The following is a 14,357-nucleotide window of genomic DNA, read 5'->3' on the forward strand; positions in this document are numbered from 1 at the left end:
AACGATAGGAAGCATCCGACTTTTCATTAAACACTTTGTCACTTCTTATAAACATTCAACCACCGCGCTGAATAACGATAAGAGGTCACTTCCATGAGCGAATCAATAAGTCCCGTCCGCGTAGCTGTCATTCAACTCGACCCCCAAGTTGGCATGACCAACCGGACCGATAATCTGCATCAAAGCCTTGCGCTTGCGACCGAAGCCGCAATCGGCGGCGCCAACCTGATTGTGTTGCCTGAACTCGCGAACTGCGGCTATTTCTTCAGTAACCGACAAGAGGCCTTCGATCATGCCGAAGCGGTTCCGGAGGGTGCCAGCGTAAGAGCTTGGGTGGATTTTGCTTGCAAGCATAAGGTGTATCTGGCGGCAGGCCTCAACGAGATCGATGGTCAGCAACTATTCAATACCGCCGTCTTGTTAGGACCAGAAGGGTTTATCGGAAAATACCGAAAAGCCCATTTATGGAATATGGAAAAGCTCTGGTTTACTCCTGGTGATACGGGATTTCCGGTGTTTGAGACGCCGATTGGACGCATCGGTTTATTGATCTGCTGGGACATCTGGTTCCCGGAAGTGCCGCGCATTCTTAGCCAACAAGGCGCCGATATTATTTGTAGCCTGAACAACTGGGTGTGGACCCCACCACCATTGTTCGATGAGGCGGGAAAATGCATGGCCTCGTACCTGACGATGACCGCCGCACATGTAAATAATGTGTTTATTGCCGCTGCCAGTCGCATTGGTGAGGAACGTGACGCGCGCTATCTCGGTTGTTCTTTGATTGCCGGGACGAACGGTTGGCCGATCGGCGCAATCGCTTCAGCCAATCGCCAGGAGATACTGTTTGCCGATATCGATATCACCAGTGCCCGCAGCGCGCCGATATGGAACAGCCTGAACGACCTACAACGTGACCGACGCAACGACCTTTACGATCAGATGCTTGGATATTCCCGGCACCCTGCCCTACCGCGCTGAACGGAGGGCAAATAAATGGAAACGTCAGTCAACAAAACAGTATCTGTCCGTTCACGAGCGGATATCACAGTCCTCATCTCAGGCTTGATAAGCGTCTTGCTCGTGATTTGGGTTTCAACCAACTATGGAGGTTCTTGGCCGGGGTACAGCGAGATGGTGACGAGCCTCCCCGATCCCGCCGCTTGGCTGCGCTGGGTACTGGGAGACATCAGCGAAGTGGCTTTTTACAAACACGAACTCGCCTCCCTTGGCCTGCTATCCGGCGCCTATTTGGCTTGGTGGGCAAGCAAACGAGGAAAAGCCTGGCAAGGCTTTCCCATTTCCTACGGCACAGGGCTGTGGCCTTGGCTTATAACCAGCTCGCTGTTAGGGCTGATACTGAGCAACTTGCTGTGGGGCTGGAGCGTCACCGCTGAAACTTGGCAACCGACATTCGCGGCGTTCGTTTCACTCCCGGCGGCGATGGTATTGATGTTCGGTGGCGGTTGGAAGGTTGCATTCAATGGTGCGGTATTAGGAGCACTGCTTGTTACCCCAACCTGCTTATTGATCGTCAATTACGTATGCGTACCACTGGGATTGCCGGTAGTTATCGGCAATGTATCGGGCATGGCAATCGGAAGTGTCATTGCGTTTTTGCTTTGCCGGCGTTTACCCGTTTTGGTGCGTTGCGACTACATCACACCGACCAAACCCATACCCGCTAAACCACCTACCTACAATCTGTTATGGAGCATACGGCGCGTGCTAGCGGACTTTTCAGAAGCACCGTTCTTCGGTAATGAACTCGCAAGTCTAGGTTTATTGGCGGGAGTGTTGTTGGCATATGTACTGAATCCCTTGAGCCCAGGCTATGGTTCAGGCCTCATCCTGCCTCTCGTCGGAGCACAAGCCCTGACGTCAGCGATAGGCGTCGTGATCTGGCGACAACAATGGATCAAACGTGGCTGGTATCCTACCTATGTGCCTCTAGTCTCCGTCGTACCCGCTGCGGTGTTGACCTACGGCGGGAGTTGGGCGGTGGTAGGCGCAAGCGCATTGCTCGGTGCACTGATCGCACCACCGTTAGCGTGCACCCTCGCCGGGCGCTTACCAGCACACATCCATCCGTACATCGGCAATGTAATTTCGATGGCTCTGAGCACGCTGATTATCGTGCCGTTGGTGGGCCGGTTAGCCACATAGTGATGGCTGGCTTTGTAGTAGCAGGTCTAAGGATCAAGCTCATCCAGCAAGGTCTTGCCACCCTGCAGCAGCCCTAACGCCTGCACCACATCGTTGACGGCGCCCACAGTGCCCAGGTCTTCTGGGCTGACGGCGCCGTCGACCAATGCCTTCAAGGCCTTCAAGAACGCAACTCTGCCCCAATCGACCCTGTCGGACTTGCTCAACTTTGGCGAGATACGCTGCAACGCGGCCGTTATTTCTCTTGTCAGGTAATCGTTAAACTCAGGCTTGTTCACGGTCAGCTTCCTTCTTCAATCGCGGTCGGACAGCAACAGCCTACGAATCCCACAACGCCTTGCCTACTGTCAGACTTAACAGGTCTATACCAGTCAGCACGGCGGCACAGAGGGTCGGCCCTGGCTCAAATGCCCCCTCTAACCGGGTGCATTTCATACTTCCCACAAGCGCATTTCTTTGCACTATCCAGCCCCTGGGCTGTCGGAGTTTGCATGCGCTTTTTCCAGGGAGACACCATGAGCCAGGACGTCCTTGCCAAAGAAACCAACCGTCGCCAACTGCAGCAGATCATCTCCGGGCTGTCCGACGGGGTGATTCTGGCCGAGGTCGACCAGACCATTCTCTGGGCCAACGAAGCTGCGCTGGCCATGCATGGGGTGGGCGACGTGATGGGGCTGGGCGCCAGCGGGCAGCAGTATGTCGAACGCTTCACCCTGCGCTACCGCAATAACCATCCCGTGCAACCGGACAATTACCCGTTGGCCCGCGCAGCGGCGGGTGACGAGTTCAGCGACGTGGTGGTGGAAGTCACCCCCACCGCCGACCCGGACAAAACCTGGGTGCATCGTCTGCGCAGCCTGGTGATCAATGATTCTCGCGGCGAGCCGGAGTTGCTGGTGCTGATCCTCAGCGACGCCACCGAATGGGCCAGCGCCGAGCAGCGTTTCGAGAAAACCTTCAACGCCAACCCGGCGCCCGCGGTGATCTGCCGCTTGAGCGACCTGCGTTATATCAAGGTGAATCAGGGCTTTCTGGAAATGACCGGCTACAACCGCGACCAGGTCATCGGCAAATCGGTCTATGAGCTGGACGTATTGGAACAGGCCGAGCGCAAGGACCTGGCCATCCAGCGCCTGGGCGAAGGCTCGACCATCCCGCAGATGCAGGCGGAACTCAGACTGCCCGAAGGCGGCAGCAAACTGGTGATCGTGGCCGGCCAGCCGTTGGACATGAACGAAGAAGACTGCATGCTGTTTTCATTCATGGACCTGGAGCCGCGCCGCAAGGCAGAGATTGCCCTGCGCCAGAGCGAGGAGCGCTTCGCCAAGTCGTTCCGCCTCACGCCGGTTCCCACCCTGGTGTGCAACGCCGCCAACCGCCAGGTGGTGGACGTCAACGAAGCGTTCATGAGCATCACCGGCTATATCAGCGAAGAACTGATCGGCAAATCCATCGAAGACATCGACTTTATCGACAACGCCGCAGTGGGTGCGCAGCTGTTCGCCACCCTGGAAAAAGCCGGCAACCTCGACGGCCAGGACCTCAAGGTGCGTAAGAAGGGCCATGAGGTGATCGACTGCGTGGTGTCGGCCGACACGGTGATCATCCAGGACGTACCGTGCTACCTGTTGGTGCTGATGAATATTACCGAGCGCAAACGCTCGGAACTGGAGCTGGTGGCGGCGATCGAGGAAGTGATGCAGGACGCCTCCTGGTTCAGCCAGACCCTGATCGAAAAACTGGCCAACGCCAAGAGCGTCAACAGCCCCAATGCGCCCAACGTCAGCTACACCGACCTCACTGCCCGTGAGCGTGACGTGCTGGGCCTGATCTGCGAGGGGCTGGCCGACAAGGAGATCGCCTCGCGCCTGAAACTGGCGCCCAACACCGTGCGTAACCATGTGGCCACGGTGTACTCGAAGCTGGGGGTGCACAGCCGTAGTGCAGCCATCGTATGGGCCCGGGAACGCGGGCTGTTTGCGGGGGAATTACGGTTAAAAAACCAGCGTTGACAGTGCAAATGCACTAGTAGGGCTAGTGCGAATTCGCCTTATGGTGCTTGCGGGCAATCAATAACCTTTAAAGCATGAACCTATGCTTTGAAGGAACCCGCATGTTTACCCTCGCCCAACTGCGAAATTGCATCGAAGAAGGTTTGTCGCCCCTGACCTGCGAATTTACGCTGTGCCGGGATGCGTCCTTGACCCTCAAGGTCTACGACGCCGAAACCGGCCGGGTGGACCTGGTGGTCACCGGGATCAGCACCAACCGGCTGCAGACGCCGCAGGAAGTGGAAAAGATGGTTGAAGAGTTGCGCTACGAACTGCACAGCAACAACGTAGGCAAACTCACGCTGGAGGATTGGCCTTCAACGACGCCCCGATGAAATAGAACACCCCACCGCCGATGATAAAGGCACCCAGCATGTAGAACATGGAGTGCGCCGGCAGGCTGGCCAATACCAGCCCACACAACACCGGCCCCAATGCCGCGCCAAGGTTGGACAGATTCTGCGCCCCGTAGTACATGCCCCGCAGGTGGTCCGGGGCGATTCGGTCGATAAACATGTACTCGGCCGGGAACACGATAATCTCCCCTACCGTGAACACCGCCATCGCCAGCACCCACCACAGCACGCTGGTGGACAACGCAAAACCAATCAACCCCAGCATGAACATGCTCAAGCCGACAATCAGCCACTGGCTCAGATAACGATGGGAGATACGCTTGCCAATCAGGTATTGCAGGGCGATCACCAGCACGGCGTTGGTGGTGAGCACGGCACTGATCACGGTGTAGGTGTATTCGGCGGTGGTGGTGGTCACCAGGTATTGCGACAGGTATGCCGTGAACTGTCCGAACACCACCGCACTGAGCAGGCCGCCGAGGGTGAAGCACACCAGACGGTGGTCCTTGAGCAGCACACCGCCCACCGCCAGGAATGACACCGGTTTTTGTGCGACATCCACACGGGTCAGCGTGCGGTCGCCCCAATGCCAGTACAGCAGGAAGAACCCCGCCCCCAACAGCGCCGACAGCATAAATGGCAAGCTGATATCCAGCTTGGCCACCATCGCCCCGAAAAACGGCCCTACCGCATAACCGATATTGGTCAGGGTGTATTTGATGGAAAACACTTCGCTGCGTGCGTCTTCAGGCAACAGGCTGGCAAACCCGGCCTTTACCGCGATGTCGATGACCGCGTAGGCCAGGTTGATCAGAATCAGGCAGCTATAAAACGCCCAGATGGTCTGCGCCAGCAGCGTGCCGATAAACCCCAGCACAAACAGCAGGCTCATGCCGAGCAGCAAACGATAGTTGTTGATGCGGTCAACAAGAAAACCACCATAGACACTCAACAACGAACCGACGATCAGCGAACTGCCGATCACCAGGCCGACCTGGCTGATATCCAAGGCAAAGTGACGGGTGAGGTAGATCACCAGGTACGGAAACGTGATCGCCTTGGCCAGCGTCAGCAGCAACGTGGCACACAGCAACAGGTTTACGGTGCGAGGGTAATTTCTAAGGGTGGCAAGCATCCTGCTCTCATTCTTCCAGAGGTAACGCGACCATAGAGGCCGGTTACCTTAACGCAAGAACAGCCAAAAAGGAGGTCACTTTTTAACAGGCGTGATCTCCAGAATGGTGCCGTTGGTGGTTTTGAGCAGCACGTATTTATCGCCCACGCGGGCCCACTGGCTTTCTTCTTCCGGCTGTTTGAGGCCGCGTTTTTTCCAGTCGCTGATGGCCGACTCCTTGCGCATCAGAATATCCGGAGCACGGTCGCCCTCTCTTAAATCACGGGCGTTGATGTTGGAAGGCTGCACGGTTTCCTGGGGAGTATCACCGGCCTGCACCACAAAGCTGGCGGTGGACAGGCTGGCAGCGACTAAAACGCAGGCAAGCAGGGATTTGGACGTCATGGGTACTCCTTCAATGAATGGCGCGTACCCAGGTTCCGACCGCAGGCGCGCGCAATCATTCACCGAATGAAATCGGCCTGGTATCGCGCGCTATGTTTGTGCCACTCCAGATTCCCTGCCACCCATGCCTTAAGCCCCATGAGGTAGCGTTGCAGCAGCGGGGTTGCGTCCGTCAATAGCGCACGCTCAACTGCTTCGTATTGATGCATCACGTCGTCATGGATATCGGCAATCCTGTTGATCGCTTCCTGAAGGGAGCAGTGGTGTTGTGCCGCCAGCAGATACGGCAGTTTGAACGTGCCAACCTCGTTCAGGTGCTCCTTGTAGGCCGAGTACAAATCGTTGACCAAGGTAGTAGCAAGGGACGCCAGGGCCGTGACACGGTGCACCTGCGGTTGCGAATACAGATTGGCCGGGACTTCATAACCGCCGACGGGGTCGATCAAGACCAGGCACGGCCAGAAGCTGTTGATATGCCGACTGGCAAGGTACTCGGCGACAGTCGGCCGGGTGCCATACACACGCCAGGCTCCCTCGGCGGCCATCGCTACAAACATTGCAATACTGATTTGGCGCACCCTGGCAACTTGGGACGGTGTGCAAAACTGGCTGACGCGCCGCATATACGCGCGCAGGCCAATCAGCACCGGATCGCAGTTGAGCTGAATGTCCAGTTGAGCATCAAAAGGCGCAGGCAGGTAAGCGGGGTCCATGGCGGCAATCGCAAACGATAAGCGCGGCGCGACTTGGCGGGGATCGCAGCCAAGTGAACGGTCGTCGCAATAATGGTCGTCGACGGCAAACAATGCCGCCAGGCATTGGCCCTGGAGCAGCAGCCGGTCGGGATCATCGGTATCCACATGGCACAACATGGCGTAGCGACCAAAATCCGAGGCGCGAATTTTGTCCCGTTTGCCGGGAAAAATACCGATATGTTCGATCCATTTCATAAGCCGCTCATTCACCTCCCGCCCCAATGCTTCGTCGATGCGGATGGGAGAGGGGCAATGAAGCGCCCGCACCGTAAAGGGCGGAATAACCGACGTTGGGTCAGCAGAACACTCGTTCATAGCAATATGCCTTTATCTTTGCGACTGGGCAGTACTGCTGACCCGACTGCGTGAAGGATGTGTATGAAAACTAGCGAATAACCTCTCGTTTCTCCATGGCGCGAATAGAACAATTGGCTCTATTAAGGTCAGCTCGAACAAACTGCGTGCGCCCGGCACGTCCGCCACCGTTCACCTGCTAACCTTGCGCCAGCCCTATTCTCGAGTCTGACAATAATGAAAACCGCCCTGACCCGAACCAAACTCCTCGCCAGTTCCTTGGTGGTTATCGCCATACTCGGTGGCGCGACCTATTACCTGGTTGACCGTCACGTTGTCACAGGCTTGGTCAGCGGCCCCGACTACAGTGAAGAACAGCTCAATGAAGGGGCGGTGGACGACCTACATAGCCTGACACTGGAGCAAGCGAAAAAACGCCTGAACTACCTGGTGATGGATGCACGCGACAGCATCAACCAGATCGCAATGATCGAGAGCATGCGCCTGGAGATTTCGCCGGTAGCCGACACCGCCGCGTCGTCCGGCGAGAAAAAACAGCTGCGCTATGACGAGCCTTTCGTGCCCTTCCCCGCTGCCGAGCTGAAAACGGCGCTGGAAGCGCTCGCGCAGAAGATGCCTGCGTTCGAGCAGTTGTTCTTCGACAACCAGTCGGGGCTGAAACTGAATGTGGAGCCGATCCGCGAGGTGCTCAAGCGTGGCGCCCTGCCCGACCAGCGCGAGGAAGAACGTTATGCGGTACAAACCGTGTACTTTCGCGACGGGACGCAACAACACTTTGCCGCTGTTGGGGTCGACAACGCAGAGGAGCAGGACACGTCCAAAGTCGAACTCAAGGTCAATAAGCCGGTGGAGCGCGTCAGTGTCACTCTCACGTACCCGAGCTACCCCGGCGTCAAAAAAATCGTGCTGGACGCGAAACATCCGAAAGTCACCGGCGACGACGGTGAGGTCTACCAGTTGACTGCCCTGGCTGACGATCGCGCGTCCCTGCTGCTGGCCCCCCCCAAGAACAAGAGCTACGTGATCGAGGGTCTCAGCGCCGACGGCAAGACGCTCTACAGCGGCGGTAACAGCAGCAACTCCTCACCTACCGCCGAGCAAAAGGCCAACCTGCGCGCGTACTATGACGAACTGCTGCGCATGCAGGACAATTTCTCGCGCTATACCACCAGCGCCGCGCTGCAGGAACACCTGGAGCAATTCGTCAAAGGCCTGCCGGATAGCGCCGGCGCCCTGACCAACGTGCACGCCACCTACCAGTTCGAAGACACCCCGGCGAGCATCGTCATCTACCTGCTGGACCCCGCCCAACCGCAAACCCTGGCGCTGGAGATGCACAACAGCGTGCCAGCCCAGGCTCGCTATATCGCTTACGACAACGCCACGCAAAAAAGCGGCTTTATCGACAACCACGGGCAATGGGTGGTCAAGCCGCGCTTTGAGCGCATCGAGTACAGCCCGATGCCTGGTGTGTTCAACATGCAGGTGGGCCGCACACCGCAGAAAGATGGTTGGAGCCAGTTGCTGTTCAAATACTTTGCGTTCGTGCCCGGCGGGCATACGTTGAAGGAATTGCCGTTCGAGATTATCGAGAAACCTATCAACGCGGACCTGATGATCGTCGAACGCGAAACCAACGGCCCTTATGGCGTGTACGACGTGAAGAAACAGCAGGTGGTGGTGCCGATGAAATACGTCAATGTCGAGGTAGTCGGCGACCTGTTCATTGGCCGGCCCGGGCTGAAGACCTACGGGGGCGATTCGTCCTATGGCGTGTGGAACCTGGCCGGCAAGGAACTGCTGGCGCCGCGGTTCTCCAACATCGAAGTCATCGGTGACTTCCTCTACAGCACCTCCGATGACGGTCGCCAGAAAGACATCTACACCCTGCAATTGCAAAAGCTCAACCCACCCGGCAGCACGGCCATCGGGGCGTTTATCCAAGGCCAGCCGCAACTGCTGCAAGACCGCAAGAGCGGGAAGTACCGCTTCATCAACCCAGAAGGCAAAAGCGTGCCCATCAGCCTGCCCTATGACGAAGTCGAACCGTTCTCCAACGGCATGGCCGTGGTCAAAAAGGGTGAACACTACGGCGCGCTCGATCTCACCGGCAAGCTGCGCGTGCCCCTCAAATACACCCGACTCAACCCCTTCCAGAAAAACCTCGCCTCGGCGGAAATGGATGGTTTCAGGGGCCTGGTACTGATCGACAAAAACAACACCCTGGTGAAAAAGCTTGGCTCGTACACCACCTACAGCCTACCCACCAACAGCAACGACGCGACTTACAGCATCTGGGACGCGAAAAACGAAAACCGGGTGAATGTGTTCAATGCCGACGGGGAGCAGGTGGACAGCTACGAACGCGAGTAACCACCGCTGCGGTGAGGGAGCAAGCTCCCTCGCCACCCGGAGTCAACGACCTGGCTCGCCATTGCCAGCATGAAATTAATCCTGTATTTTTTCATGAAATTTTTAGACGTAAATTTCATGACACCACAAGAAGAACTCGCTACCCTCGCGGCCTTGATCCACGATCTGCGCAAGCACAAGAAGCTGACCCTGGCCCAACTTGCCGAAAAAATCGAACGTTCGGTGGGCTTTGTGTCCCAGGTCGAACGTGGCCTGTCGCGCCCCACCGTGGCCGATCTCACCGCCATCAGCCACGCCCTTGATGTGCCCACCACGTATTTCTACAGCCAGCCCAAACCCAAGGCGGTCGACTGGATCACCCGCCCCAACGAGCGGCGCACGCTGTATTACGCCAACGGCATCACCGACATCCTGGTCTCCCCCAGCATGAACGGTGCCTTTTCCATGCTCGACAGCCTGCTGGCACCCGGCGCCAACAGCGGTGAACAGCCCATGAGCGACCGCGCCGAGCAAGCCGGTTTTGTGCTGGAGGGCGAGTTGACGCTGTGGGTGGAGGATGAGGCCGATGCGGTCACCCTCGGCCCTGGCGACAGTTTTCACCTGGCCAGTTTTGCGCATTGCCGCTATGCCAACCTGACCGACCTGCCCGCCCGCGTGCTGTGGGTCTACAACTAGGAGCAACACCCGTGAAAAGCCATTCCCCCGCGTTGCTCGCCGAAGTACGGACCTTTCGCCAGCAGCATCCCGACGTGCGTTATGTCGACCTGATCGCCCTGGATATACCCGGACACTTCTACGGCAAGCGTTACCCCATCGAGATGCTGGAAAAGGTCGCCGCCGGCAGCCCGTTGAAACTGCCGCAGAACGCAGTGCTGCTCGGGGCTCAGGGTGGCTTGTTCAACATCGGCGATTACTGCTTCAACGACGGTGACCCCGACGCCAACCGCCGCCTGGTGCCGGGAACGCTCAAGCCAGTGAGCTGGGAATCGCAACCCTTGGGGCAAATGTTGATCACCTCCGACGGCACCGAAGCGCCTATCGAATTCGAACCTCGGGAAGTGCTGGCCAAGGTGCTCGAGCGCCTGCGCCACAAAGGTATTCATCCGGTGGTCGCGTTTGAGCTGGAGTTCTACCTGTTCGACAAAAAACTCGACCACGGCCTGCCGCAGTTCGCCCGCGACCCACTGAGCGACGATGCCGATGACCAGCCCAACCTGCATATCGAACGGCTGTCGCGTTTCAGCGAGGTGCTCAATGACATGGCGCAGACAGCCAGGGACCAGGGCATCGACATCACGGTGATCACCGCCGAACTCGGCCCGGGCCAGTTCGAGATCAACTTCGGCCACCAGGACGACAGCCTGCGCGCCGCCGACTGGGCCGCACTGTTCTGCCGCAGCACCCGTGGCGTGGCGCTCAAGCAGGGTTACCGAGCCAGTTTCATGGCCAAGCCGTACCTGCAATTTCCGGGCAGTGGCATGCACGTGCATGTGAGTCTCTATGACGGTGCGGGCAATAACCTGCTGGCGGCCCACCAACAGCAACCGCTGCGCCATGCCGTGGCCGGATGCCTGGAATTGCTGCCGCACTGCATGCCGATCTTCGCGCCCAACCACAACGCCTTCCGCCGCCTGGGCGGCACCGTGAACGCCGCCACCCGCGCCTGCTGGGGGTTTGAAGACCGTGATGCGTGCGTTCGCATCCCCGAGTCCGACCCGCGTAACTTGCGTATCGAACATCGCCTGGCCAGTGCCGACGCGAACCCGTACCTGGTGCTGGCGGCGATCCTTGTTGGCCTGGAACATGGCCTTGAAGCCAGGCAGGAACCCATCGCGCCCCTGAACGAGGACCGCACCAGCGGCGCCGACTTCCCCGTGGAAATGCTCGACGCCGTGCGCGCCATGCAACATCAACCTGTGTTGCGCGATAAGCTTGGCGCCGAATTTGTCGACGTGTACTGCGAGAACAAACGCCAGGATCACCTGGCCTTTCAACAAGAAATCAATGCGCGCGAATACCGCTGGTTTCTCTGACGATGGCACTCCCATGACTGCCCACAGCGCCCCGGCTCTCAAGGAAGTCGTTAACGGCGTGCCACTTTCCCAGCCGGTTTTATCGGTCAGGCCTCGCCCAGCAACAGCTTTTGCTCGCGCGCGCACAACTCCACCACGTAATCCCACAACACGCGCAGGCGCACCGACTTGTGCAGCTCCCGGCGCGAACTGATCCAGTAGCTGCGCTGGATGCCCTCCTCGGGCAGCAATGCCACCAGGTCCGGGTCGCCGGCGGCCATGAAGCAGGGCAGCACCGCGATGCCCAACCCCGAGCGTGCCGCCTGTTGCTGGGCGATGACGCTGGTGCTGTGGAACACCACTTTGGGGTTGCGGCAGAAACTGCTGAGGAACTTCAATTCCTGGCTGAAGAGCAGGTCGTCCACATAATCAATCCACGAATGAGCCGCGAGATCTTCGCGCTTTTCAATCGGCGGATTGCGCTCCAGGTAGGCACGGCTGGCGTAAAGGGAGAGGCGGTAATCGGTAAGCTTGCGCGTGACCAGTTGATCGACGCTGGGGCGTTCGAGGTGGATGCTGATTTCCGCTTCGCGGTTGAGGATGCTCACAAAGCGCGGCACCGCCACCAGCTCCACTTCCAACCCCGGGTAGCGTTCGAACAGCCCACTCATGCGCCCGGCCAGAAACATCACACCCAGGCCTTCGGCCACGCCGAGGCGGATCTTGCCCAAGGGCGCGGCGCAATGGGTGAGTTCGTCTTCGGCCAACAGCGCGACGTTTTCCATGGCTTCGGCGTGTTTGAGCAGGGCTTCGCCGGAGGGGGTCAATTCGTAGCCTTGGGCGTGCTGCACGAACAACGCCGTGCCGAGGCTTTTTTCAATGGCCTCGATATGCCGCGCCACGGTGGCATGGGTGGTCTTCAAACGTTGCGCGGCGGTGAGCAGGCGGCCGCTGCGCTGCAACTCAAGAAAGAACCGCAGGTCATTCCAGTCGAACATGTCGCCTCCATTCCATCAGCCTGGGCAGCGCTGTTTAAAAACGCACAGCAGCTGGGTAAAAACTAACATTTTTAAGACGAAAACTAACAACTAGGATGGGGCCAATAAGAAAAACAAGCGAGACCTCAGATGCCCATTGCAGCTGCTGAATATGATTACGTGGTAGTAGGCGCCGGCCCCGCAGGCTGCCTGCTGGCCAATCGACTGTCCGCCAACCCCGCCCACCGCGTGCTGCTGCTCGAAGCCGGTGGTCGCGACAATTACCCCTGGATCCATATCCCCGTCGGCTACCTGTTCTGCATCGGTAACCCGCGCACCGACTGGTGCTTCAAGACCGAAGCCCAGGAAGGCCTGCAAGGGCGTGCGCTGAGTTACCCAAGGGGCAAAGTGCTGGGCGGCTGCTCGTCCATCAACGGCATGATTTATATGCGCGGCCAGGCCCGGGACTACGACGGCTGGGCGGCCGAAGGCAACTCCGGCTGGGCCTGGAAAGACGTGTTGCCGCTGTTCAAGCAAAGCGAAAACCACTTTGCCGGCAGCTCGGAGTTCCACAGCGACGGCGGTGAATGGCGGGTCGAGCAACAGCGATTATCGTGGCCGATCCTTGATGCCTTCCGTGAAGCGGCGGCGCAGAGCGGTATCGCGCCTATCAATGACTTCAACCAGGGCGACAACGAGGGCTGCGGCTACTTCCAGGTCAACCAGAAAGCCGGGGTGCGCTGGAACGCGGCCAAGGCGTTTCTCAAGCCGATCCGCCAACGGCCCAACCTCACCGTGCTGACTGGCGTGGAAGTAGACCGCGTACTGCTGGAAAACGGCCGCGCCTCAGCCGTGGTCGGGCGCCAGCACGGCCAGCAGGTGCAGTGGAAGGCGCGCAAGGAAATCGTACTCTGCGCCGGCGCCGTCGGTTCGCCAGGCATTCTGCAACGCTCGGGCATCGGCCCCGCCGGCGTGCTCAAGCCGCTGGGCATCGAGGTGCTGCACGACCTGCCCGGCGTCGGCGGTAACCTGCAGGACCACCTGCAACTGCGCCTGATCTACAAGCTGGAAAACGCCCGCACCCTGAACCAGATCGCCGGCTCCGTATGGGGCAAGATGGGCATGGGCCTGCGCTACCTGTATGACCGCAGCGGCCCGCTGTCGATGGCGCCCAGCCAGCTCGGTGCATTTGCCCGTTCCGGCCCGGAGCAGACCTCGGCCAACCTTGAATACCATGTGCAACCCCTGTCCCTGGAGCGTTTTGGCGAGCCGTTGCACGGGTTCCCGGCGTTCACCGCCTCGGTGTGTGACCTGCGCCCGCAGAGCCGTGGACGTATCGATATCCGTTCGGCCAACCCGGCGGATGCGCCGCTGATCCGGCCCAACTACCTCAGCCATCCCGAAGACCTGCGCGTGGCCGCCGATGCGATTCGCCTGACCCGACGCATCGTCGCCGCCCCGGCCCTGGGCCAGTTCAACCCGGTCGAATATCTACCGGGCGATTCACTGCAGACCGAAGCCCAACTGCACGAAGCCGCGGCGCGTATCGGCACGACAATCTTTCACCCGGTGGGCACCTGCCGCATGGGCAGCGACAAAGACGCGGTGGTCGATGCGCAATTGCGCGTGCATGGCGTACCCGGCCTGCGCATCGCCGATGCCTCGATCATGCCGCGTATCACCTCCGGCAACACCTGTTCACCGACGCTGATGATCGCGGAGAAAGCCGCGCAACTGATCCTTTCGCCGCCTACAAGGAGCCTCGCCCCGGAGAAAGAACTGATTCATGCAATCTGAATAGCGGCGCCGTACCCGGCGCCGACAGTGGAACAA

The 14,357-nt window shown here is 59.0% G+C and carries 13 protein-coding genes; 8 read left to right on the plus strand and 5 right to left on the minus strand.

Going from position 1 to position 14,357, the window contains the following annotated elements; translation table 11 throughout:
* Positions 1-93: 93 nt before the first annotated feature.
* Both AB4O23_RS22625 and AB4O23_RS22630 read left to right on the plus strand, forming a co-directional pair.
* Entirely contained in the window at positions 94-981 is an 888-nt protein-coding gene (locus AB4O23_RS22625) for a nitrilase family protein (RefSeq protein WP_078824225.1), read from the plus strand.
* A gap of 15 nt (positions 982-996) precedes the next feature.
* The gene (locus AB4O23_RS22630) at positions 997-2,166 is read left to right on the plus strand and encodes a hypothetical protein (RefSeq protein ID WP_175404209.1); all 1,170 of its coding nucleotides are present in this window, start codon (positions 997-999) and stop codon (positions 2,164-2,166) included.
* 26 nt (positions 2,167-2,192) lie between these two features.
* Here the strand turns inward: AB4O23_RS22630 and AB4O23_RS22635 are convergent, their stop codons facing one another.
* Complete coding sequence (locus tag AB4O23_RS22635) at positions 2,193-2,444, minus strand: hypothetical protein (RefSeq protein WP_065878652.1); 252 nt, start codon at positions 2,442-2,444, stop codon at positions 2,193-2,195.
* 237 nt (positions 2,445-2,681) lie between these two features.
* Between AB4O23_RS22635 and AB4O23_RS22640 the strand changes: the two genes are divergently transcribed.
* Positions 2,682-4,178 carry a PAS domain S-box protein gene (locus AB4O23_RS22640; protein WP_217856082.1) on the plus strand — a complete coding sequence of 499 codons (1,497 nt, stop codon included), beginning with the start codon at positions 2,682-2,684 and terminating at the stop codon, positions 4,176-4,178.
* 101 nt (positions 4,179-4,279) lie between these two features.
* Positions 4,280-4,552, plus strand: a complete 273-nt coding sequence (locus tag AB4O23_RS22645) for a DUF1652 domain-containing protein (protein ID WP_017530507.1) — start codon at positions 4,280-4,282, stop codon at positions 4,550-4,552.
* Here the strand turns inward: AB4O23_RS22645 and AB4O23_RS22650 are convergent.
* The 3 genes from AB4O23_RS22650 to AB4O23_RS22660 form a co-directional block, all read right to left on the minus strand.
* Positions 4,515-5,708 carry an MFS transporter gene (locus tag AB4O23_RS22650; RefSeq protein WP_065878656.1) on the minus strand — a complete coding sequence of 398 codons (1,194 nt, stop codon included), beginning with the start codon at positions 5,706-5,708 and terminating at the stop codon, positions 4,515-4,517. The two genes, AB4O23_RS22645 and AB4O23_RS22650, sit on opposite strands and share 38 nt — an antisense overlap.
* Positions 5,709-5,783: 75 nt before the next feature.
* Positions 5,784-6,092, minus strand: a complete 309-nt coding sequence (locus tag AB4O23_RS22655) for an RcnB family protein (RefSeq protein ID WP_065878658.1) — start codon at positions 6,090-6,092, stop codon at positions 5,784-5,786.
* Positions 6,093-6,151: 59 nt separating this feature from the next.
* The gene (locus AB4O23_RS22660; protein ID WP_065878661.1) at positions 6,152-7,162 is read right to left on the minus strand and encodes a terpene synthase family protein; all 1,011 of its coding nucleotides are present in this window, start codon (positions 7,160-7,162) and stop codon (positions 6,152-6,154) included.
* Between the two features lie 216 nt (positions 7,163-7,378).
* On the opposite strand from AB4O23_RS22660, the gene AB4O23_RS22665 reads away from it, so the two are divergent.
* The 3 genes from AB4O23_RS22665 to AB4O23_RS22675 all read left to right on the plus strand — a co-directional run bounded on the left by AB4O23_RS22665 (position 7,379) and on the right by AB4O23_RS22675 (position 11,568).
* Positions 7,379-9,535: a WG repeat-containing protein gene (locus tag AB4O23_RS22665; RefSeq protein ID WP_460060662.1), complete on the plus strand. Its 2,157-nt coding sequence runs from the start codon at positions 7,379-7,381 to the stop codon at positions 9,533-9,535.
* A gap of 117 nt (positions 9,536-9,652) precedes the next feature.
* Positions 9,653-10,210, plus strand: coding sequence for a helix-turn-helix domain-containing protein (locus tag AB4O23_RS22670; RefSeq protein ID WP_017530503.1), 558 nt, complete (start codon positions 9,653-9,655; stop codon positions 10,208-10,210).
* Positions 10,211-10,221: 11 nt separating this feature from the next.
* The gene (locus tag AB4O23_RS22675) at positions 10,222-11,568 is read left to right on the plus strand and encodes a glutamine synthetase family protein (protein WP_065878668.1); all 1,347 of its coding nucleotides are present in this window, start codon (positions 10,222-10,224) and stop codon (positions 11,566-11,568) included.
* Positions 11,569-11,654: 86 nt separating this feature from the next.
* Here the strand turns inward: AB4O23_RS22675 and AB4O23_RS22680 are convergent, their stop codons facing one another.
* Entirely contained in the window at positions 11,655-12,545 is an 891-nt protein-coding gene (locus tag AB4O23_RS22680; protein WP_017530501.1) for a LysR family transcriptional regulator, read from the minus strand.
* A gap of 129 nt (positions 12,546-12,674) precedes the next feature.
* On the opposite strand from AB4O23_RS22680, the gene AB4O23_RS22685 reads away from it, so the two are divergent.
* Positions 12,675-14,321, plus strand: coding sequence for a GMC family oxidoreductase (locus tag AB4O23_RS22685; RefSeq protein WP_017530500.1), 1,647 nt, complete (start codon positions 12,675-12,677; stop codon positions 14,319-14,321).
* Positions 14,322-14,357: the final 36 nt, after the last annotated feature.

The sequence above is a fragment of the Pseudomonas sp. H2_A10 genome (assembly GCF_054680085.1).

What these genes read in the sequence shown, in the direction of transcription:
- AB4O23_RS22660 (WP_065878661.1), bottom strand. Translation starts at nt 7,162, where the DNA reads ATGAACGAGTGTTCTGCTGACCCAACGTCGGTTATTCCGCCCTTTACG.
- AB4O23_RS22625 (WP_078824225.1), top strand. Translation starts at nt 94, where the DNA reads ATGAGCGAATCAATAAGTCCCGTCCGCGTAGCTGTCATTCAACTCGAC.
- AB4O23_RS22655 (WP_065878658.1), bottom strand. Translation starts at nt 6,092, where the DNA reads ATGACGTCCAAATCCCTGCTTGCCTGCGTTTTAGTCGCTGCCAGCCTG.
- AB4O23_RS22670 (WP_017530503.1), top strand. Translation starts at nt 9,653, where the DNA reads ATGACACCACAAGAAGAACTCGCTACCCTCGCGGCCTTGATCCACGAT.
- AB4O23_RS22685 (WP_017530500.1), top strand. Translation starts at nt 12,675, where the DNA reads ATGCCCATTGCAGCTGCTGAATATGATTACGTGGTAGTAGGCGCCGGC.
- AB4O23_RS22650 (WP_065878656.1), bottom strand. Translation starts at nt 5,708, where the DNA reads ATGCTTGCCACCCTTAGAAATTACCCTCGCACCGTAAACCTGTTGCTG.
- AB4O23_RS22640 (WP_217856082.1), top strand. Translation starts at nt 2,682, where the DNA reads ATGAGCCAGGACGTCCTTGCCAAAGAAACCAACCGTCGCCAACTGCAG.
- AB4O23_RS22665 (WP_460060662.1), top strand. Translation starts at nt 7,379, where the DNA reads ATGAAAACCGCCCTGACCCGAACCAAACTCCTCGCCAGTTCCTTGGTG.
- AB4O23_RS22680 (WP_017530501.1), bottom strand. Translation starts at nt 12,545, where the DNA reads ATGTTCGACTGGAATGACCTGCGGTTCTTTCTTGAGTTGCAGCGCAGC.
- AB4O23_RS22630 (WP_175404209.1), top strand. Translation starts at nt 997, where the DNA reads ATGGAAACGTCAGTCAACAAAACAGTATCTGTCCGTTCACGAGCGGAT.
- AB4O23_RS22645 (WP_017530507.1), top strand. Translation starts at nt 4,280, where the DNA reads ATGTTTACCCTCGCCCAACTGCGAAATTGCATCGAAGAAGGTTTGTCG.